A 21,410-nucleotide genomic window follows, 5' to 3' on the forward strand; every position below is an offset into this window, starting at 1 on the left:
AATACCTTATCTAGAAATAACTAAAGAAAGGCTTACCTGAGTAAACCTTTCTTGATTTGTTATAAACCAGCAGCAGCTAGACGTCTTGCATGGTCTTTATATAGTTGCAATGGATTAGCACTCCACAAACCACGTAAACCAAACATACCATTGATTTCATCGGCATGATTCATGGTGTAGTCATCACGAATTACTTTGCCTAAATGGGTAGAGCAGCGGCCTACAACCCCGTCGTTAGCTTCATCAATTGTTAGGTATGTCACCGACAACAAACCATCAGCTAGATCTAAAATGTTTGAATCTACTAACGGATTATAGGTGCCAGCCCAAGAATAATAGGCAACACCATTGACTTGGTGATCGCCGTCATTAACAGAATAATCACTTACCCAATTAGGCCACCACCAAGAGCCCGCATTATGGCTCGGCGTTTCCTGACAAGCACCTTGTCGCAGACCCTCAGGATATTTAGCATTAAAAATAGCGGCATCTGTTGAGTTTAATGCTTCTAATGAACCCATAGCATTAGATTGCTGGGAACTATCACCTGTTATTGCCGCTAAAAAAGTCCCAACAGCATTACCTATCGATAAGGTGACGCCTTCTAGAGGAGAGTCTTTAATAAAGTCGGCTGTACCTGAGCCAAAATGTGGTGAACCAACAGAGGTAACTGAAGCGACTAAATCAGGACGGACTGATGCAACATAGCGTGAATCAATCCCTCCTTGAGAGTGGCCTATTAAATTAAATTGAGTAATGCCAGTGACTGCACTTAATTCTTCAAGATAGGTTAGTAACTCTTCACCTCGTGCTTCACTGGTTTCATAGCCAGTCACTTGAGGCGTATAAACTTGGTTTGAACCAACAGATGCTAATGCGCCTTTTACACCGTAAAAGTAATCTGCAAGGGCAGAGTCAAAGCCTGATAAACCATGAACTAAAACGATGGGGTACTTAGTATTTCCTGAGTTGTTTGCTTTAACTGGCATTGAAATGCAGCAGCTGATCAGTATTGATATAGCTAGGAATTGCATAATATTCTTTATCATTTTTTCACCTTTTTTATTGTTGTAGTAGAAGAAAATGTATATGAACAAAAAGTGGTCATACCTGATAAGTTATAATGAATAAAAATGTGAAAATCAACCGTAATTATTCACAGAACCCGATTAAAACAAGGCGAAAAAACAAGCACTCTTAATAGCCTTTGAAACTAATGTTTAATACATGTGTTTTAAATTAAAACAATTTCAGGATATTTGTTTAGCAGATCATTTTACAGGTAGAGCTGTTAGGATCGTAACGTTAAGGTGATCATGACAATAGCGTGATCTGTACTTTCGCCATCACGATCGAAAATAGGATTAATTAAATGTTGGTCATAAGTATCATAAGCGCTGACTTGGTAAAGGCTATCGTGATTGCTAGCATCAAATTCATATGACAATAAAATGTAGTCGAGCACCGCGCTAGTCGCACCATAATAATGAGTAGGTGCGCGTAATACTGCGTCTTGGCGGTGAATATCAGTGCTGTCATTTTTTAGCGCTACTCGAAATAAATCCCAAGCATCCTTTAAGCAATAGTTGGCAAGATACTCAGCACAATTTATTGCTGAAACAAAGCGTAAACTGTCAGTGAGTAAATGCTTTAATACGCCGTCATTCAAACTGTTATTAAAATCCCCCATTAAAACCATGGGGTGAGTAGTCATGGCTCGGCGTTCAATCATTGCAATCATCAGTAAAGTTGCCTCACTGCCACGTTGTATGGTTGATCCCCAACCACCGGCAACCTGCGATTTGAGCTGTTCTACTATACTTTGCTCTGGTGTCCAATTTGACTTTTTATCGTCCAGTTCAAGCATGGGACGTTTAGATTTAAAATGCACAACATAGCAATCACAATGGCCTAAATGCGGTATATCAAGTGTGGCTCTGATAATTTTACGACTAAATGAGAAGTTTTGCGCTAATCCTAAGGATTGTGCAAGTTCAATATCGGGTTTTACCTCAGCGACCTCAAGCAAAGGATATCGCGAGGCTATAGCGACAACAGGGCTTTGGTAAATAAAGTCATCAATGACTTTTGGTTGGTCAACGACGGCAAAATAAGGATAACCTTGGGCGCTGAGTAAAGCTTTTAATGATTGCGTGCTGAAGACTTCTTGAAAGCCGATAATGTCAGGCTGATACTTGCTTAGATAGTGTGTTATCCATTTTTGCTTTTTTGCCCATTGCGCAACACTGTAAATACGCTCGAAATCATAAAAAGCATTAGGGGGCTCAAGGTAGTTGAATAAATTAAACGTAGCAATTTTTAGCTGGGTATTCATTAACGATTCGGTATCATCAGAAGGCGTTACTGAAGGAGAATGTTGACTGCTTTGCACTTTATGTTGGTGAATGATGATGCTAACTCGTAGAATGTATTAGCGGTTATTATAGCGACCCTTGATAAAAAATCACCCATTGACTCAGGTGTTGTTTCTCAGAAGGTGTTGTATTAAGAATGCTCTGGTGTTTTTATTGGCGGGCTTTGTCATAAGAAAAACTCTGGGTGTTGTGTTATATTGTAATTATATTGTCTGTTATAGGATGTTGGCGGAGCAGTATAGTTGAAACAGATAAAGCAGAGAAAGTAGTCAAAGTAATTAAAGTTGAATATTTATGGATATATTTACTACAGTGTTAACGCGCGTTGTACCAGTACCAATTAAGTCTGCTGATTTAAAGGTTAAAGCGGTATTAAAAGACGCGGCTGCAGGTGAGTTAAAGGAAGATTTAGACCATGTAGAAAATCATGCGTATTATTTTGACAATGACAATGACAATGACAATGACAATGACAAGAAAAAACAAAAACACAAAAAACAAAAAACAAAATTAGACCATGAGCAAGACCCTAGTGCGATAAGTGACACAATGGAGTCTGATGCCAGCTTGAAATCGTCAAAAAGCAAACAACAACCTCAGGCTGACGAAGGCGTCACTGAAGCTGAAGATGGTACCAAGCATTTAGATCTTTATGTTTAACCTTTATGTTTAGCGATAAAACAGTATAATCGGCCATTCTTCTAATTAGCCTTTTTAATTGACCACGTATTTAATGACTAATGTTGCTCAAGCATTCTCACCTAATGGCGCTTTAGCTAAAGCTATTGACGGTTTTTCTCCTCGTCAAGCACAAACCGATATGGCGTTAGAAGTGGCAACTGCCATTGAAAAAAAATCCTCACTAATTGTTGAAGCAGGCACGGGAACAGGTAAAACTTTTGCTTATTTAATTCCCGCTTTTTTGAGTGTTAACGCCTCTGCTAGTGGTGATGAATTAAATACCAAAATTATCATTTCAACAGGAACAAAAAACCTTCAAGAGCAACTTTTTCATAAAGATATTCCGTTAGTTAAAAAAGCTTTGGCCAGTAACGTACAAGTGGCTTTATTGAAAGGGAGAGCTAATTACTTGTGCCGATATCGTCTTGCTCAATATCAAGAAACGCGAGGCCAATTAGATGCTAATGCGCTCAACGATTTAGTGAAAGTTAAAACATGGGCTAATAGCACCCAAAGCGGTGATATTGGTGAATTGGTCAATGTAACAGAAGACTCAAACGTGTTTCCGTTTATCACCAGTACCTTAGATAACTGTTTAGCCAAAGATTGCCCTGATTATGAACACTGTTATTTAGTGAAAGCCAGGCAAAAAGCGATAGATGCAGATTTAATTGTTGTTAACCATCATTTGTTTTTTGCCGATATGGCGTTAAAAGATACTGGGTTTGGTGAATTAATTCCAAAAGCGCAAGTAATGGTATTTGATGAGGCGCACCAAATTGGCGATATTGCCAGTGATTATTTTGGTGAAGCGTTCTCAACACGTCAACTCGTCGATTTGTGTACTGATGTTATGCAAATTTACCGCAGTAAGTTAACTGATGTTAAGCAATTAGGCTTAGCTGCAGAAAAGTTACAAAAAACTTGCCAAGAATTTAGGTTGTTGTTTAATTATGATCCTGAGCGCGGTAATTGGCGTGAAAAATATCAACAGCTGCACTGTGCACAAAAATTTCAACGATTGAAGGTTGATTTAGACTTTTTGTACCAAGTCATCAAACTATGTGTTTCGCGAAATGAAGCAATTGATAACTGCTTTGACAGAGCTGTAAACTTGTTATCTCAATATGAAGTGATGGCTAATGTTGATGTCAGTGGCATGAGTTTCTGGTATGAAACGACACCACGGCATGTGGTATTACACTTAACCCCACTAAGTGTTGCTGATAAGTTTAGTGCTTATGTAAAAGAGTCTGGGGCTGGGTGGATTTTCACTTCTGCTACATTGGCGGTAGATAATAGTTTTGCGCATTTTGCGCAGCATTTAGGATTACTTGGTGCGAATGAACTATTATTACAAAGCCCGTTTGATTACCAACGGCAATCACAATTGATTGTGCCCCGTTATTTACCCGAGGCGAATGATAAGAATCGTGCTGAGCAGTTAGCGCAATTAGCACAATCGTTAATTGCTGCCAGTAACGGCGCTTGTTTTATGTTATTTACTAGCTATCGTGTGATGCATCAAGTAGCAGAAATTTTGGCTGAAAACATTGACAACCCTTTGTTAGTGCAGGGGCAAATGGGCAAGCGAGTGCTTTTAGAACAATTTGTTGATACCGATAACGCGGTGTTGCTTGCAACAGCCAGCTTTTGGGAAGGTATTGATGTGCGTGGAGATAAGTTAACTTGTGTTATTATTGATAAGCTCCCTTTTGCTTCACCAGATGATCCGCTATTACAAGCACGGTGTGAAGAGGTGAGACGACAAGGTGGTGATGCTTTTGCTACCATTCAACTTCCACAAGCGGTTATCGCATTGAAACAAGGTGTCGGTAGGCTTATTCGTGATGTGAGTGACCGAGGGGTAATGGTGATTTGCGATAATAGGTTAGTAAATCGCCCTTATGGACAGACCTTTTTGAAGAGCTTACCTGAAATGAAGCGCAGCAGAGATTTAACTCAAGCGATAACCTTTCTTGAAACTATTAACGATAATAGCCAACGGAATAATTAATTCGATGGTTATAAACTGTAAATTAAGGAATTTTAAGTGAATTATTTGGCCATAGATGCCTCAACCGAAGCTTGCTCAGTCGCATTACAAGTAAACGACAATATATACAGTCGTTATGATTTATGCCCACAGTCGCACAGTTTACAGTTACTTCCGATGGTTGATGCCGTGCTAAACGAAGCCAATATCACCTTGTCACAATGTGATGGGCTGATTTTTGGTCGGGGCCCCGGCAGTTTTACTGGCGTGCGAATAGGTGTAGGTGTAGCTCAAGGCTTAGCGTTTGCAGCAGACTTGCCCGTGGTGGGGGTCTCTAGCTTGCAAGCCATGGCACAATTAGCGTTTATGAGATGTAAAAAAACACAGGTACTTGCCTTAATTGATGCGCGCATGAATGAAGTGTATAACGGCTATTTTGTGCTTGATGAAAATAATATCATGCAAGAACAACTATTAGCAGATAAAAAGGGTGAGGCGGTAACAGCACCTGAACTCGTTAATAATCGTTTGGTCGATAGTGTCATCACGCCTGTTTATGGTGTCGGTACGGGTTGGGATGCTTATCAAGCACAGTTATCATCATTTAAAAGCAATCAAGGTTCACCTGAGATTTTATTTCCGAGCGCTGAAGCTATGTTAGACATTGGTGAAGCTGCATTTATAAAAGGTGAAGGGGTTACGGCTGAATATGCCCAGCCTGTTTATGTACGCGACACTGTTTCATGGAAAAAGCTACCGGGAAGGTAATTCGCTGATATTGCCTAAATTGGCATTGTTTGCTAAATTGAATGTATGCAAATTTCTAGCTCTGTTAATATCCCTGTTACTTCAGGGCTTAATAATTCCCCTACAGCACCGATACAAAATTCGGAGCGCTCTAGCGAGGGTGTTGCAGAAAAAGCGCAAAACACACAGACAACAGCCCCATCAAGTAAACAAACTACACCTAGTATTGTTATTGATGAACAAGCCGTTGCCCTTTATCAACAAAGTCAGTCATCAGCACAAATATCTGCACAATCTAAACAATCAGCTTCTGCAAGCCAAGATCAACCTCTAGCGAAGAATGAAACCGCCGTTTCCAGTTATCAAGCTATTGATAATATAGCCAAGCGTGAATCAGTTCAGCAATTGTTTGGTGTTGACCTATTTGCTTAAGTTTTTTGTCAAATACATGTATTGTTGAAAACAGTATGAAGTGATAAAAGCAGCTGATTATTTACATTTTATTCCTATATTAAGTTGAGCTTACATGTCGTTTTTACCATCGAAACGGACCGATACAAATTCATCAAAATTTTGGCAAAAGTATCATTTTTTTATGTTACTTATTGCTGCTATTGTCATTAAGCAATTACCGTTAGTTTCTATTCCTTTTAATTGGTTAGAAAGTTATTTTCATGAAATAAGTCATGGTATTGCAGCTATTGTTACCGGTGGAACTATTCTACGTATTCAACTCTTTGCCAATGGGGCAGGTTTATGTACTACCCAAGGAGGCATGGCTGTCGTTATCAGTTTTTCTGGTTATGCTGGCGCAACACTGTGGGGGTGGGGAATTTATAAATTGGCTAGTGCTCACCAACGGGCGGCACAGGTATTTTCTGTGTTTATTTTACTCTTACTGATTTGCTCTGTGATTTTTTGGGGGCGAGATATCTTAACGTGGTTTATTTTAGCAATATTAGCGGTTGTTTTTTTACTCACCATTAAATTAAAAAAAATAAACTATTTACAAGGATTGATGCAGCTGTTTGGTTTATTAATTTTACTTAATAGTATGTCTAGCCCCACTTACTTGCTTGATGGTCGTCATATTGGCGATGGTGCGGCATTAGCCTCAGTCACTTTTGTTCCTGAAATTGTTTGGGTGTTAACTTGGTTTGCTTTTGCTTTACTTGCCTTATATTCACTTTATAAAACCGCTAAACATAAGGGCGCTTTGCTATGATGACTACCAATACCACAAAAGAAGTTAAATACACCTTTGACACTATGTCTTTACATGGCATCGCTTGTGGTGGTGCTAATAAAGACAATCAAAATGATAACATTGTTTTATGTTTACATGGCTGGCTGGACAATGCTGCTAGTTTTTCACCATTAATGCCCTATTTTCAACAATATTTACCTGAGAAACATATCGTTGCAGTTGACTGGCCAGGGCATGGTAATTCCAGCCATAAAAGCCTTGATGCTCATTATCATTTTATTGATTGGGTGTATGATCTTTTACAGTTATTTGAGTTAAACCAATGGCAACAAGTCGATATTGTTGCTCACTCAATGGGAGGCATGGTAGCAAGTGCTTTTGCTGCAGCCTTCCCTGAAAAAGTTAACTCTTTAACCTTAATTGATTCTATTGGTTTTATTAGCGCAAAAACAGAACAAACCACCAAACAATTGCGTGATGGTATGTTAAGCCGTTATAAAAGCAGTGCGTTAGGTAGAGAGCGCTCAGGAGCGAAAAAGAATAACTATCACACCAGCCTTGATTCAGCTGTTAAAGCAAGAGTAAGTGTGTCAGACCTGCAGTATGAAAACGCTAAACTTATTGTAGAGCGCGGCATTATAAAAGAACCACAAGGTTACCGCTGGCTAAGTGATGCGCGTTTACGCAATATTTCTCCTTATCGCTTAACCTTAAAGCAAGCGCAACAATTTATTCGTGATATAAAATGCCCAGTGCAACTGATTCACGGTAGTGATGGTATGGAGTTTGTCAACTCAGGTATTCAAGATTTTGGCCGCTTATTTCAACAATTTTCAAGCGTTGAGGTCAAAGGTGGGCATCACGTTCATATGGAGCAACCACAAAAAACAGTGCACCTGATTAAACATTTTTTAGCTGAATAGTGAAGTTTTGACGAATATTCAAACAAGTGTTTAAATTTAACTGGTAGAATCAGTTGGAATTTGATAAAACAGTGGGATAAATTTTAAACTTCAAATAATATGAAGTAAAAAGTATGCTCAATTGATTTTTAACACGTGTTTAAAAATTAACTTTGACAAGTTTATTCAATTGCGTTTGAAAACTATAATCTGTGCACTAGTCTTTAAGTAGTTGCTAAAAAAATATTAATGAGGAAAGTATTGTGGAAAAAATCTGGCTAGAAAAAAGTTATCCCCCTGGAGTTCCATTTGATATAAATCCTGATAAATATCCTTCATTAGTGGCTATGTTTACTAAGTATTCTGCACAATATAGCGATAAGACAGCGTTTATTAATATGGGCGCTGAAATTAGCTACGCAGAATTACAGCAGCAAGCAACTGCTTTCGCTGCTTATTTACAGCAAGGCTTAGGCCTTGAAAAAGGTGATAAGTTTGCCATTATGGTGCCAAACACCTTGCAGTATCCTATTGCCTTGTTTGGTGCGTTGCTTGCGGGCTTAACCGTGGTTAATGTTAACCCTTTATATACTGCTCGCGAGTTAGAACATCAGCTAAAAGATTCTGGCGCAAAGGCGATGCTTATCATCGAAAATTTTGCACAAACGTTAGAAAAAATTGTCGATAGCACCCCGATTGAACACGTCATTATGACGTCTCTAGGAGATCGGTTAGGCTTTGTTAAAGGCGCTGTGGTTAACGCAGTAGTTAAGTATGTGAAAAAAATGGTGCCAGCGTTTCATTTACCAGACGCCATTCGATTTAACGCAGCTTTAGACAAGGGCAAAGCTTATAATTTTACCCCAGTAGAGGTGAGTGGTGATGATCTAGCCTTCTTACAATATACTGGCGGTACTACTGGCGTATCAAAAGGCGCCATGCTAACCCACCGCAATATGGTCTCGAACTTAGAGCAAGCTAAAGCGGCCATAAAACCTATGCTTAAAGAGGGTGAAGAGCTTGTGGTTACCGCATTGCCGCTCTACCATATTTTTGCCCTAACCGCTAACTGTCTCACCTTCTTTACTTTAGGTGGTAGTAATCTCCTTATTACTAATCCTCGTGATATGCCTGCATTTATTAAAGAATTAGCTAAATATGAATTCACCGCGATTACCGGGGTGAACACCTTATTTAATGGGTTATTGAATACTCCTGGCTTCAAGGATTTAGATTTCTCTCACCTTAAAATGGCGATGGGCGGTGGTATGGCTGTGCAACGTCCTGTGGCAGAGCGTTGGCAAAAAGTGACAGGAACCCGTCTGCTTGAAGGCTATGGCTTAACTGAATGCTGTCCTATGGTATCTTTAAGCCCATATAATCAAGAAGGCTATGATGGCACTATTGGAATACCCGCACCTTCAACAGATATAAAAATTATGCTAGATGATGGCAGTGAAGCCCCCATTGGTGAAGCTGGTGAAATGTGGGTTCAAGGTCCGCAAGTGATGAAAGGCTACTACAACCGCGAGGATGCAACCAACGAAATACTCAAAGACGGTTGGTTGGCAACGGGTGATATTGCTTTTATGGATGAGCGTGGTTACTTCAAAATTGTTGATCGTAAAAAAGATATGATCATTGTCTCAGGCTTTAATGTATTTCCTAATGAAATTGAAGAAGTTGTGATGATGCATGAAGGTGTGGTTGAAGCCGCTGCCATTGGTATTCCTCATGAGGCCAGCGGTGAAATGGTGAAAATATTTGTTGTATCTAAGCAAGCTGATTTAGATGAAAAAACACTAATTAAACATTGCCGCGATAATTTAACCAACTACAAAGTACCGAAAGTGGTTGAGTTTAGAGATGAGTTACCAAAAACCAATGTTGGTAAAATTTTACGAAGAGAACTCAGATAAAAGTGTCGAGTATCTAAAGAGGTAGTAGCGAAGTACACGGCTAAAAAAGAGTGTCTTCGCCACTAGCGCCTAATAGCTTATCGTTCTATTGTGCTTTTATCGTTTGCCCATTGACTGCTAAGCTATCATCAGACATCAAATACACATACAGCGGCATAATGTCTGCTGTGGTTGCTAACTTCTCTTTATCTTCAGCAGGAAAAGCACTGGCGCGCATATTAGTATTGGTTGCACCAGGATTGATTGCATTAGTTCGTAAGCTTGAGTTTTCATACTCATCAGCAATTACTTGCATCAAACCTTCAGTAGCAAATTTTGAAATACTGTAAGGGCCCCAGTAAGCACGGCCTTGACTACCTACACTTGACGAAGTAAATACCAAAGAAGCTTTCTCGGTCAATAAAAGTGTTGGGATCAGCGCTTGGGCAAGTAAATATTGTGCATTAACATTAACTTGCATTACATCACTAAAGACTTGCTCATGAATTTGAGTGAAAGGTGTTAACTCACCTAAAGTAGAAGCGTTGAGCAGCGCCCCATCTAATTTACCAAATTGACTGGCAATGGTAGACGACATATCGATATAGTTTTGTTTTGTTGCACCCTTTAAATCGAGTGGAACTATAGCTGGCTCAGCTAAGCCGAGAGCGATAATTTCATCATAAACTGCTTCAAGCTTTTTGACCGTTTTACCCAGTAAAATAACCGTAGCACCAAGTTTTGCATAAGTGATTGCCGCTTCTTTTCCTATTCCAGCGCCGGCGCCAGTGACAAGGATAGTTTTATTAGTTAAACAGTTTTCTTTTATCGAGTATTCAAACATTTTAAATCAGATTAGTCTTGTAAAGTGAATAACGTCTATTTTACGTGGTTTTTTTTTAATAACGAGAAAAAAATCAACTAAAATGTAAAAAACAACTGGCACATTGCCAAGGCTTGCGTTAAGTTTGTTAACTGGTCTAACTAGTTGGTTTAGTATCTGCTTCGAAATAACAATAGTTAACATAAAGAAAACAACATTAAACTTATTAAAAACAAAAGAAATATAATAGGCATTGGGGAGATAAAATGAAAAAATTAGTTCTTAGTCTCGCAATTATTAGCGCACTTGGCTTAAGTGGCTGTGATAGTGAAACCATCGAGGATGTTAAAGCGGATGTTGCAACAAGCAGCACAGGCGTTGTTGCATCGGCACGGGTTGTGTTTGACCCATCTAATGGGGTGCTATCAGTACCTAATGATTTATTATTTACTGGCACTGAAGATGGTACTTTAAATCTTCCGGTTGATGATGCAACAGATTTTTCTGACCCAACAGTTGCAATGAGTGCGCTTGATGGATGGTCTACTACCAATCCATTTTCGCTTGATATTACCTTTCCTGCAGGTACATCTCTAGATGGTAACTCTGCGTTTGATCCGGCTTCTGTAAAAATATATGAAACCTTAATGGGCGGCGACCCAGGCTGTGAAAGTGTGCCTCGTGGCGCAGCTTGTAGCGTAGTGAATGAATTAACCTTTGGTGTTGATTTTGTGACTAAAGCCTCAGGAAATAGTGTTGCTGTGGTGCCACTAAAACCGTTCAAGGGGAAAACAACCTATATTTTAGCGCTAACCAATAATCTAAAAGATAGTAATGGTAAAGCGGTCGCTGGTTCAACAACTTATGAATCTGTTCGTCAAGACATAGCAACTAACCCAATGGCAACAGCGGCACAGTTGGGCTTGCAAGGTGTCATTAATAGTTATGAGTCGGCTATTGCCGCCGCAGGTGCAGATAAAGATGCACTTATTTATACTATGGCATTTACTACCCAATCAACGGTTGACGTATTAGCAACAGCTAAAGCGTTGATGGCGAATAATGTACCGGCTATGGTTGCTAGCGCGATGGAAGGTATTCCAACCATTGGCGTACAAGATACGGGTATGTCAGTTGCTGATATTTTAGCCGCTCAAGTGCCAGCCAGTTTATTACCCATCTATTCAACGGCTAACTTTATGCAAGGGAGTATTACGCTACCTTATTATTTAGGTGTGCCTACGGCTGAAAATCCTAAAGCGCCAGTAAATGATTGGTGGAAAAGCTTATGTGATTCTGGCGCTATGTTGGCTGGGTTAGCAGCCGTCAATCCGGCTGCTATTCCTGCTGATGCCATTAGTGTTGATGATGGCACTTGTATGGCGATATCTGCAGCGAAAGGGTTGCCAGCACCGGGATTAAGAGCGTTAGGTATTGATACCGAGCGTAATTTAACTAAGTTTAGCCCAGTGGTTGCGCCTAAAGCTAATATGGATGTTGTAGTGCAAATGACTACACCAGACGTTAATGTAGCTAATGCAGTGCGTGCCGGTTTAGGCTTATCAGCCGATCTAGTCGAGCCAGAGAGTGGTTGGCCTGTGGTTATTTTACAGCATGGCATCACCTCGAAAAAAGAAGATATGTTAGCAATAACAGGCATTCTTTCAATGTATGGTATGGCAACGGTTGCGATTAATCACCCGTTACATGGCGATCCAAACGTGTTTGGTGGCACTATGTCTGGCGGCAGTCGTGGTTTTGATCTAGATGGTGATGGTGTTGATGAGTTTAATGCATCGACTCAATCAGCTACCCATTATATGAACCTAGCTAGTTTACTAACAACCCGTGATAATTTACGTCAATCAACGGCAGATTTATTAGGTTTGCGCTTAGGTTTGAACTTCCTTGGAGGTGTTCATGCTGAAGGAAATCCGATTAATGTTGACACGACTAAAGTGCACTTTTTAGGACACTCGTTAGGCGCCATTACCGGCATTAACTTTATTGCGCTAACCAATAGTGAGCTTGATCCACAAGTAGACCCATTATTTGCAGTATCAACTAACTCGCAAGCAATGCCTGGTACTATGGTGGCTAATTTCTTATTAGAGTCAGGTGCATTTGGTGATGTGATTAAATCAAACCTGACATATGCAGCATCAGCAGAACTGCAAGGCTATGTGGCTCAAAAACACCCTAGTGGTGCTTCTGAATCTGAACTTGTTGTCGCATACCAAGAGTTTTACGGGTTATTATCAGCAGAGCAACAAGCAGAACTTGATGCTACTTTTGCTAAGTTTACCTTTGCAGCCCAAACAGTTACTGATTCGGGTGATCCGGCAAACTATGCTGCGATGATGGCGGCTACCAATACACCTACTCATTTAATTGAAGTGGTAGGCAATGGTAGCGATAACCTAAGTGACCAGGTTATTCCTAACTCAGTGTCTAGCACACCGTTTGGTGGTACAGAAGGCGCTATTGCATTATTAGGGTTACCAAGTGTGTCTGACGTTACTCAAGATGCTGAAACTCCTGTTTCTGGTGCTGTTCGCTTCTTGTTTGGTCATCATGGTTCGATTTTAAGTCCAGCGCCTCGTGCTGAAGCTTCAGATCCGCTAATGACTGGGGCTGCAACAACAGAAATGCAAAGCCAAGTGGCTAATTTCTTTAGTAGTGAAGGGCATGTTATTACTGTGTTTGATGGTGATGTTGTTCAGTAACTAGTGGTTATTTTGACAAACCAAGCCCTTAGTGAAAGCTAAGGGTTTTTTTTTAGCTTTTTTATCCCCATATAAAATGAATCAAATGAATGGTGTCAGAATATCAAAGCGGAAACGCACAGGAGAAAAGTTTGGAATTTTTATATGAATATGGTTTGTTTTTAGCAAAAGCGGTTACCTTTGTTATTGCGGTTTTTGCTATTGTCGCACTAATCGCGAGTACCGCAATCAAACAAAAACATAAAAAAGGTGAGTTGGAAATTACCGACTTATCTGAACAGTTTGAAGAGGTCGAAGAGGAAATAGTTCATGCTTTGCTCAATAAAGAAGAGTTAAAGCAAAAAGAAAAAGCAGATAAGCTTATTGCTAAGAAAAAAGCGAAGGAAGAAAAAGCACAGGCTAAAGAAAAATCTAAATCGGGTACTGAACAGGGTTTAGAAGGAAAATCTAAAGTGTTTGTGATTGATTTTAATGGCAGTATTGACGCTAAAGAAGTGAGTTCACTGCGTGAAGAAGTGTCAGCTATTTTGTCAGTGGCAACTCACAATGACGAAGTATTTGTGCGCTTAGAAAGTGGTGGCGGTATGGTGCATGGTTATGGCTTAGCTTCATCCCAGCTAGATAGAATTCGTCAACATGACATTCCGTTAACTGTGTCCGTTGATAAAGTTGCGGCATCGGGAGGCTATATGATGGCCTGTGTGGCCAATAAAATCATAGCGGCACCTTTTGCCATTCTTGGCTCTATAGGGGTAATTGCACAATTACCTAATTTTAATAAGCTATTAAAGAAAAATGATATTGATTTTGAACAATTTACTGCCGGTGAATTTAAACGCACAGTCACGATGTTTGGTGAAAACACACAAAAGGGCAAAGAGAAATTTATAGAAGAGCTTGAAGAAACTCACGTGCTGTTTAAAGATTTTGTTAATGAGCATAGACCCAGTTTAGATTTAGATAAAGTTGCTACGGGTGAGCATTGGTTTGGTACTAAAGCACTTGAGCTTGGCTTAATTGATACCATACAAACCAGCGATGATTATTTACAAAAACTCAGTAAAAGCCATAAAGTTGTTGCTATAAAGTACGAGGTTAAAAAAGGCTTAGCCGAAAAGTTCGCCAAAGCAGCATCACTATCGGCAGAAGGCGTTTTAGGTAAGTTAATGCAGAAGAATCGTATTTTCCCTAGCTAGTGTTTTATGATTTAGTATCAGTTAGAGAGGCTTAATGTCTGAATCTTGATTCGCAGAGAAGCCTCTTTTAAATCAACTAGCATCTACGGCACATGTTAAATGATAACCTACTTTTTTACCAAGAATGGGTTGTGCTATTCTTGAGCTAAAGCGCCTAATGCTGGGTTAACGACATGATATTTACCATCATTAAGGTAAATGAGATCTTTGTCTACTAATTGATTAATTGTTTTTTTTGCTGAACCCGTTGGAATACCTGAAAGTTGAATGAACTCATTAGAGGTAATTTGTTTGGTTGGTTTAATCGCGATTGCTTTGAGTGCCTTTTTTTCGTTTGATTTTAAGTTCAATATCATATTTTTATTTTCATTTAATTCCTCATCAACGATTTTTCTCCACGCGTCATTTGCATCATCTAACGTTGGGTGGGTATCGCTCAACCAAAGCTCTGAGAATATATAATTTACGTAATAGGGGTGTCTCTGTGTAACTTTCATGGCGTATTCAAAGACAGTCATATCAAAGGTGTTATTATACTGCTTTTCCCAAATAGGTTTTATGTGGTCGAGATAACAATCTTTGCTAATTCTTTCAATTTCAAATCTATACGTATGCTTGTATAAAGGTCTTTTTTGATCTGCCATCGCTTGTTGCATGAGGTTTCTTTCTGAGCCACAAAACACATAAGTTACATTGCTTGACAATTCAAGGTGATGTCGAATTTCGCCCTCAATATCAAATGATTTATTATCGACTTTAGACAGTTGTTGAAATTCATCGATCATAAATACAATACGAATGTTATGCTCTTTACCAAGTTCATTTAATTTCTTTAAGGTTTCCCCCATCATATCTAATGATGCTTCTTTGCCAAAAGTCATTGATGGTTGACCTCTATCCAGAGAAAAACTAGGAGCATATCGAGTAAATACATCTTGTAATCTTTGACCGATAATTGAAAGCTTATTGGTTTCATTGATATTTTTTGCAGTAGACATTGTTTCAATGATTAATTTACTTGCTGTTTGACAAAGCTTTTTCAAAGCAGATGATCGGTCTGTGGTAAAAGCTAAATCGACACGCTGAAACAGAACGTGTTGGTTTTCAGCTTTAAGATCGTTGAGCGCTTGTAATATCAATGACGTTTTACCGTGTCGTCTATGAGCTTGCAACCACAAATGTTGCCCTGTTGAAATCAGCTTTTTAAGCTTGTTTCTTTCTGTAACTCGGTTGCAGAATGCATTACCTGATGCAATTCTGAGAGGGAATGAGTTCATATTCATCATTTATCCTGAGCCTGAGTGAGGTGGTATAATACAAAAAGTATAATACAAAAAGTATAATACAAAAAGTATAAATGATTTGTTGATACTTAAACTCTACCGCTAGCGTATTTAAATCACTGTTTCCAAAAGGGGTGTGCGATAATAATGGTGTAGCTTTGTTATTTTATTTTTCTCGCCATACTTGCTGATATCGTTATGTTGCGTATTTGCGATTCATCTACTGTAAAGTTCATACCTAGCACCCAATACATACTTTTAACCTGCCAATGATAGCGCACAACATTCATTGCTTACTCTGCATTTTGCTCTAGCGAACTGATATATGAGCGTGTTTCTGTGCTACTGTAGGAGAGAAAACATTGAGACACGCATCATTAATTATCGCAGTCATAGCATCTTATGGTATTAACAACAATAAAGGGTGTTAACATTAATGCTAACCCTCTTTATTTATCTTTATTATTGAAGCGTGCTAACTACTTATCTTTCAAATGATGAAAATCTATTTCTTCAATTTTGCTACCTGCTTTTTCATCTAAAAACATCTCATTATCAAACTGTCCTTCAGATTTAGCAACAATAAGGCTGACCATGCTGTCACCTGTGACATTGACCGCGGTACGCGTCATATCCAATAATCGATCAACACCAATGATTAGCGCGATCCCTTCAACGGGTAGTCCTACTTGATCTAAAACCATAGCTAACATGATCAAACCAACACCAGGAACACCTGCCGTGCCTATTGAAGCGAGTGTTGCGGTTAATACCACGGTAACATAATCCGCAAGTGTTAAGTCTTGACTAAATACCTGCGCAATAAAGACAGTTGCAACCCCTTGCATAATTGCTGTGCCGTCCATATTAATGGTTGCGCCTAGTGGCACAGTAAATGAGGCAATTGAGTTTTTCACTCCCATTTTTTTAGTGGCTGTTTCTAATGTTACCGGAATAGTGGCATTAGAGCTTGCGGTCGAAAAGGCGAAAATAGCTGCATCTCGCATTTTTACTAAGAAAGTGAGTGGATTTAACCCAGTAAACAGTTTAAGTAGCATCGGGTAAGTGATCAATGCATGACCAAGTAATACAAATAACACTACTAAAAAATAAACAATCAAATTACCAAAGGTTTCAATAGATACCGTAGTAAACAAACTTGCGAGTAACGCAAATACACCATAAGGTGCAATATTCATAAGAATCGCGACTAAGCGCATTATCACTTCGTTTAAATCTTCAAATATACTTGCGACACGCTCTCCTGCTTTACCTGATAAAGCAATGGCAATGCCAAACAATAGTGCGAAGACAATAATTTGTAGCATTTTGCCTTGAGCGAATGCTTCAAATGGGTTGGTTGGGAACATTTGTATAATAACTTGTGCAAGTGATGGCGCTTCTCTAGAGCTAAAGCTGGTATTGGCGGTCATGCCAACCCCTTCTCCAGGGCCGATAAGTATGGCAACAAAAATAGCAAAGCTAATAGCAATTGCGGTTGTTACTAAATATAAACCAATAGCTTTGCCACCAATGCGTCCTAGCTTTGTGGTATCTTGCAGCGAGCAAACACCACAAACAAGCGAAACAAAGACCAAAGGGACAACAAGCATCCGCAAGCTCGCCATGAAAATTTGACCAATGATTTCTAACACACCATCAACTAAAAAGTTTTGTAGTGATAATTCAAATAAGAATAAATTTAAGACTAAGTCTTTGCCATTAGGCATTAACCATTGTAAAAATGAACCTAGGGCAATACCTAAGATCATGCCGATAACTATTCGAGTAGTTAAACTACTTTTATGGGGTGATGTCATAGTTTTTATTATTTGCGTTGTTTAAATTATTAGATTGAGTAGATTAACAATAAATAAGGGGATTAAAAACAGTTTTACAAATTTAGCCCTCAGTTTCGCTTGATTTGATTTAACTTACTTGATGATCAAGCTTTTTTTCTTGAAATACAGCATTAAGTTGTACTTTTTTATTATTTATCAGTTAATATGTTTACAGAAGCTTTATAAAGATTAATTAAAAGAGAATAGGGAATACCTTATGGAGTTACTTCGACACGCAAGTTTTACTTTGTTGTTTATAATACTAACCACATTAGTTGGATGTGGCGGTGGTGATGGGAACCTTACTGGAGATACAGGGGGGACTGATCAAAACATCAGAGAAGTCACTACTGTTAATTTGTTTGCTAGTAGCCAACAACTTCCTTCTAGTGGCGCTGATGAAATTATTTTAACTGCTATAGTTAAAGATAGTAATAATCAACTGGTTAGTGGTGCAACAGTTGCTTTTTCCAGTACTTCTGGCAGTATTCAAGCAACTAATAACCTTACCGGTGATGACGGTAAAGCAACTGCTTTATTGAAAACAGAAGGCGAACCAGAAAACCGAGTGATTACTGTTTCTGCAGTAAGTGAGACTATCGCTGATACAGTTGATATTGCTGTTGTAGGCACAAGTATTTCACTGACCGGTTCTTCTGCATTGGCAATTAATGATGATAATAGTTTTGTCATCAAGGTATTAGACTCAGATAATAATGCTATTGCAAAAACAACGGTAGACATCAGCCTTTCTAACAGTGCCATATCAGGTAATGTTGCTAGTATCACTATTCCAGAGACGGTTGAAACAGATTTTAATGGTCAAGCGATTGTTAAGGTGAATGGTTCAACAGGCGGTAGCAATACTATTACTGCTTCTGCACTGGGGGCGTCCATCAGTCAAAATGTTACCGTCCAAGCAGATTCCTTTTTATTTAGTCAGTTTACAAATGGTAATGGTGTCAATGTTAACCCATCGAGTTCGCCAGAGCTTCCTGATGTCTTATTGTCTGATACGGCAACTATTACTCTCACTTGGTTGCGTTCAGGAGAGCCTGTGCCTGATGGCACTGCGGTTAGTTTTACTGCTACTCGTGGGGTGTTAGCGGCTAACTCTGGTACAGTATCAAATGGTAAGGTCTCAGCTACAGTTACATCAAGTAATGCTGGGCAGTCAATTGTAACTTTCACAGGCGTTGATGGTAGCATAGAATTAAATAACCAAGTGCAATTTGAGTTTGTCGCTGAAACAGCCAATAGAATTATAGCCCAAGCATCACCCAATTCAATTGGGCCAAATGGAGAAATATCTATTATTTCAACTACCGTTAAAGACATTAATGGTAACTTAGTAAAAAATAAAACCGTAGATTTTGAATTAACGGATGTTAATGGCGGCTCAATTTTTCCTGCGACAGCGGTGACTGATAGTAACGGCTATGCTTCAACAACGTATACCTCTAATGCGGTTTCAGCACAAGACGGTATTGAAATAAAAGCTACTGTTAGGGATAAACCCACGGTAAACGACACTGTGACCTTAACCGTTGCAGATCGTGAATTATTTATTGCCATTGGTACAGGTAATGAAGTAGAAGAAACCGATGACGGTACTACTTATACCAAAAAGTTTGTCGCATTTGTAACCGATGTAGATTCAAACCCCGTGACTAATCAAAAACTGACTATTTCTGCTGTACCGCATCGATTCTATAAAGGCCAGTGGGTACAAATGTACAAAGATACCGCTAAAGAGAAATTTATTTCATGGGTAACAGCGGGCTTAGTTAGGTCAGACTTAGGAAGAGCTCCAGCGATACCTGGTGATTGGGACCCTGTGCATGCCTGTATTAATGAAGATACTGATATTGATGGTGTGTTAGATGAAGACGAAGATACTAATAACGATGGTCGACTAACGCCGGGTAACGTATTATCTTCGTTAGCAGCAGTTAGTACTGATGGTGAAGAAACCGCAACCGTTGAAGCGGTTACAGACAGTGAAGGCAAAATTGTTATTGATTTGGTCTACCCACAAAGCTTTGGTCATTGGGTAGATGTGAATATTATTGTTTCTGGATCGGTTAAGGGCACAGAAAGCTCAGCTAAAACCACCTTTACTCTGCCTGTTGCAGCTAGCGATGTACAAAGTGAGTTTATCTCACCTCCTACCGCGAATGTTGGTGCTAAAGGGCCGTTTGGTTTGTTGCCAGATTGTACAACTACACAGTAATGATTGGTAAATAGATAGAATGAAAAAATGGCTCCTAAAGGAGCCATTTTTAATTGTAGTTTTATAGATATGTTTGGAAAATAACTCTATATATCAGTAATGGTACCGATACTGCTTATCGTTAATTTTTAGCAATTTCTTCAATCAAAAACGCAGATATCTCACTTGCTACAGTCAAGGTTTTATCTCTGCTTACTTCGCCTTGGCCTGAACTGTCAGTAAAAGGTGCTATTTCCATCATATCGGCACCTGTTATTCGGTACTTCTCGGCAATAGCGCGCAATATTTGCATTGCTTCTTGAGGCATTAAACCATCTGGCTCAGGTGTGCCTGTAGCACTAGCATAACTGTCATCAATGGCATCAATATCAAAGCTGACATATAACTCATCGATGTTCTGCTCAGCTAATTGCGCAAGAATATTCTCAATAACTTTTTCAACCCCTAACGTTTTTACTTCATGCGCCCAGTGTTGTTTTACCCCAAAAGTACTTTCCCAGTGGCTTTTAGGTTTACCACTTGAGCGAATACCCACTTGTATTAAATGTTCAGGGGCTGGTAAGTATTCTAAGATATGCGTACACCAAGAGCCAAAGCATAAATCAATACCAAGTCGCTCTATGAGTAAATCGGTGTGGGCGTCAAAATGAATGATCCCTGTGCGCTTGCCTTGCTGTTTTTTAGCTTGTAAATAGGCTTTGGTTAGCGGATAGCTAACGCTATGATCGCCACCAATGCCAAAAATACCTTTCTCAGGAAAAGCGGCATAAAAGTCATGTAATATATCTTCAGTGATACTTAATGGGCTAACGAAATAGTCACTTTTTGCATTTTGGTACAGCGCTTTTCTACAATTTTCAATAGTCGCATCGTTTAAATATTTATCGGACAATAAATGAGGGATTACCCGAATATCGCCAAGATCAAATACCTTCAACTGTGGGTATTTTTCTAGTAAGGTGCTTCGTAAAAATAACGGCCCCCAATTTGCGCCTCTTAAAATTCCACCGCCACAATCGGATGCTACACCTAAAATAATGGCGCTAGAGGCATCAGGAAGCTTATCTAAAGAGCTTTTCCATAAATCTTCAATGCCAGTAGCTTGTCCAAAAATTGTTTGATGTAATTGCTCCTTACGCTCTTTCGCGGTATTGACGGTAAAAACACCATTACCTGGAGGACATAAACATTGGGTTAACTTATCTTTTAATTGTGTGGTTAATTGCGGCATTTTGTATCTCTATATGCGAGTAAGTGACAAGATCAATTTAAAACTTTTCTAATTTAACGCTTATTTTTTTCAGTAAAGTCGATTATGATTGCGCAGAAATCGCTTTACCAAAACATTATAGCCAAAAGCAGCAAGCAGTAATAGACGGACAAACAAGCTGAAAAAATAAATGCTTGTCAATTTGCATATTTATCGATATATCTATAAATAGGTATGCAATCATATTATTTAAAACAAGACAAAATATAGCGTTATTTGAGTGAGATTAAAG

At 39.1% G+C, this 21,410-nt stretch carries 16 protein-coding genes; 10 read left to right on the plus strand and 6 right to left on the minus strand.

The features are described from left to right. Nucleotides 1–59: 59 nt before the first annotated feature. Complete coding sequence (locus ABXG98_RS13580) at nucleotides 60–1,049, minus strand: esterase/lipase family protein (protein WP_353539231.1); 990 nt, start codon at nucleotides 1,047–1,049, stop codon at nucleotides 60–62. 242 nt (nucleotides 1,050–1,291) lie between these two features. Then, nucleotides 1,292–2,335: an endonuclease/exonuclease/phosphatase family protein gene (locus ABXG98_RS13585; protein ID WP_353539396.1), complete on the minus strand. Its 1,044-nt coding sequence runs from the start codon at nucleotides 2,333–2,335 to the stop codon at nucleotides 1,292–1,294. Between the two features lie 334 nt (nucleotides 2,336–2,669). Here ABXG98_RS13585 and ABXG98_RS13590 point away from each other — a divergent pair, with 334 nt between their 5' ends. The 7 genes from ABXG98_RS13590 to fadD all read left to right on the plus strand — a co-directional run bounded on the left by ABXG98_RS13590 (nucleotide 2,670) and on the right by fadD (nucleotide 9,827). Next, entirely contained in the window at nucleotides 2,670–3,035 is a 366-nt protein-coding gene (locus tag ABXG98_RS13590; protein ID WP_353539232.1) for a hypothetical protein, read from the plus strand. Between the two features lie 73 nt (nucleotides 3,036–3,108). Next, on the plus strand, nucleotides 3,109–5,073 hold the full coding sequence (gene yoaA / locus ABXG98_RS13595; RefSeq protein WP_353539397.1) for a DNA repair helicase YoaA: 1,965 nt from the start codon (nucleotides 3,109–3,111) through the stop codon (nucleotides 5,071–5,073). A 36-nt stretch (nucleotides 5,074–5,109) separates the two neighbouring features. Continuing rightward, nucleotides 5,110–5,820, plus strand: a complete 711-nt coding sequence (gene tsaB, locus ABXG98_RS13600; RefSeq protein ID WP_353539233.1) for a tRNA (adenosine(37)-N6)-threonylcarbamoyltransferase complex dimerization subunit type 1 TsaB — start codon at nucleotides 5,110–5,112, stop codon at nucleotides 5,818–5,820. 45 nt (nucleotides 5,821–5,865) lie between these two features. Beyond that, nucleotides 5,866–6,231, plus strand: a complete 366-nt coding sequence (locus ABXG98_RS13605) for a hypothetical protein (RefSeq protein ID WP_353539234.1) — start codon at nucleotides 5,866–5,868, stop codon at nucleotides 6,229–6,231. 94 nt (nucleotides 6,232–6,325) lie between these two features. After that, the gene (locus tag ABXG98_RS13610) at nucleotides 6,326–7,024 is read left to right on the plus strand and encodes a M50 family metallopeptidase (protein ID WP_353539235.1); all 699 of its coding nucleotides are present in this window, start codon (nucleotides 6,326–6,328) and stop codon (nucleotides 7,022–7,024) included. After that, the gene (locus ABXG98_RS13615) at nucleotides 7,021–7,929 is read left to right on the plus strand and encodes an alpha/beta fold hydrolase (RefSeq protein WP_353539236.1); all 909 of its coding nucleotides are present in this window, start codon (nucleotides 7,021–7,023) and stop codon (nucleotides 7,927–7,929) included. The genes ABXG98_RS13610 and ABXG98_RS13615 overlap by 4 nt, the downstream gene beginning before the upstream one ends. Nucleotides 7,930–8,171: 242 nt before the next feature. Further along, entirely contained in the window at nucleotides 8,172–9,827 is a 1,656-nt protein-coding gene (gene fadD / locus ABXG98_RS13620) for a long-chain-fatty-acid--CoA ligase FadD (protein ID WP_353539237.1), read from the plus strand. 85 nt (nucleotides 9,828–9,912) lie between these two features. Here fadD and ABXG98_RS13625 read toward each other — a convergent pair whose 3' ends face one another. After that, nucleotides 9,913–10,650 (minus strand): YciK family oxidoreductase, encoded by a 738-nt coding sequence (locus tag ABXG98_RS13625; protein WP_353539238.1) that lies wholly within the window; start codon nucleotides 10,648–10,650, stop codon nucleotides 9,913–9,915. Between the two features lie 245 nt (nucleotides 10,651–10,895). Between ABXG98_RS13625 and ABXG98_RS13630 the strand changes: the two genes are divergently transcribed. Together ABXG98_RS13630 and sohB are read left to right on the plus strand one after the other, a co-directional pair. Continuing rightward, nucleotides 10,896–13,355, plus strand: a complete 2,460-nt coding sequence (locus ABXG98_RS13630; RefSeq protein WP_353539239.1) for a VolA/Pla-1 family phospholipase — start codon at nucleotides 10,896–10,898, stop codon at nucleotides 13,353–13,355. Between the two features lie 131 nt (nucleotides 13,356–13,486). Further along, nucleotides 13,487–14,551 (plus strand): protease SohB, encoded by a 1,065-nt coding sequence (gene sohB / locus ABXG98_RS13635; RefSeq protein ID WP_353539240.1) that lies wholly within the window; start codon nucleotides 13,487–13,489, stop codon nucleotides 14,549–14,551. A 134-nt stretch (nucleotides 14,552–14,685) separates the two neighbouring features. Here the strand turns inward: sohB and ABXG98_RS13640 are convergent, their stop codons facing one another. Then, complete coding sequence (locus tag ABXG98_RS13640; RefSeq protein ID WP_353539241.1) at nucleotides 14,686–15,834, minus strand: AAA family ATPase; 1,149 nt, start codon at nucleotides 15,832–15,834, stop codon at nucleotides 14,686–14,688. 479 nt (nucleotides 15,835–16,313) lie between these two features. Beyond that, nucleotides 16,314–17,654 carry a dicarboxylate/amino acid:cation symporter gene (locus ABXG98_RS13645; RefSeq protein WP_353539242.1) on the minus strand — a complete coding sequence of 447 codons (1,341 nt, stop codon included), beginning with the start codon at nucleotides 17,652–17,654 and terminating at the stop codon, nucleotides 16,314–16,316. Between the two features lie 238 nt (nucleotides 17,655–17,892). Here ABXG98_RS13645 and ABXG98_RS13650 point away from each other — a divergent pair, with 238 nt between their 5' ends. Continuing rightward, nucleotides 17,893–19,908, plus strand: coding sequence for an Ig-like domain-containing protein (locus ABXG98_RS13650; RefSeq protein WP_353539243.1), 2,016 nt, complete (start codon nucleotides 17,893–17,895; stop codon nucleotides 19,906–19,908). A gap of 121 nt (nucleotides 19,909–20,029) precedes the next feature. On the opposite strand, the gene ABXG98_RS13655 is transcribed toward ABXG98_RS13650, so the two are convergent. Then, complete coding sequence (locus tag ABXG98_RS13655) at nucleotides 20,030–21,139, minus strand: arginase family protein (RefSeq protein WP_353539244.1); 1,110 nt, start codon at nucleotides 21,137–21,139, stop codon at nucleotides 20,030–20,032. Between the last annotated feature and the right edge of the window lie 271 nt (nucleotides 21,140–21,410).

This window comes from Colwellia sp. KU-HH00111, assembly GCF_040362745.1.
In the GTDB taxonomy this organism is placed as follows: domain Bacteria; phylum Pseudomonadota; class Gammaproteobacteria; order Enterobacterales; family Alteromonadaceae; genus Colwellia.

Coding starts and splice junctions, on each gene's coding strand:
- ABXG98_RS13580 (WP_353539231.1), bottom strand. CDS start 1,049: ATGATAAAGAATATTATGCAATTCCTAGCTATATCAATACTGATCAGC.
- ABXG98_RS13585 (WP_353539396.1), bottom strand. CDS start 2,335: ATGAATACCCAGCTAAAAATTGCTACGTTTAATTTATTCAACTACCTT.
- ABXG98_RS13590 (WP_353539232.1), top strand. CDS start 2,670: ATGGATATATTTACTACAGTGTTAACGCGCGTTGTACCAGTACCAATT.
- yoaA (WP_353539397.1), top strand. CDS start 3,109: ATGACTAATGTTGCTCAAGCATTCTCACCTAATGGCGCTTTAGCTAAA.
- ABXG98_RS13605 (WP_353539234.1), top strand. CDS start 5,866: ATGCAAATTTCTAGCTCTGTTAATATCCCTGTTACTTCAGGGCTTAAT.
- ABXG98_RS13610 (WP_353539235.1), top strand. CDS start 6,326: ATGTCGTTTTTACCATCGAAACGGACCGATACAAATTCATCAAAATTT.
- ABXG98_RS13615 (WP_353539236.1), top strand. CDS start 7,021: ATGATGACTACCAATACCACAAAAGAAGTTAAATACACCTTTGACACT.
- ABXG98_RS13625 (WP_353539238.1), bottom strand. CDS start 10,650: ATGTTTGAATACTCGATAAAAGAAAACTGTTTAACTAATAAAACTATC.
- ABXG98_RS13630 (WP_353539239.1), top strand. CDS start 10,896: ATGAAAAAATTAGTTCTTAGTCTCGCAATTATTAGCGCACTTGGCTTA.
- ABXG98_RS13640 (WP_353539241.1), bottom strand. CDS start 15,834: ATGAATATGAACTCATTCCCTCTCAGAATTGCATCAGGTAATGCATTC.
- ABXG98_RS13645 (WP_353539242.1), bottom strand. CDS start 17,654: ATGACATCACCCCATAAAAGTAGTTTAACTACTCGAATAGTTATCGGC.
- ABXG98_RS13650 (WP_353539243.1), top strand. CDS start 17,893: ATGGAGTTACTTCGACACGCAAGTTTTACTTTGTTGTTTATAATACTA.
- ABXG98_RS13655 (WP_353539244.1), bottom strand. CDS start 21,139: ATGCCGCAATTAACCACACAATTAAAAGATAAGTTAACCCAATGTTTA.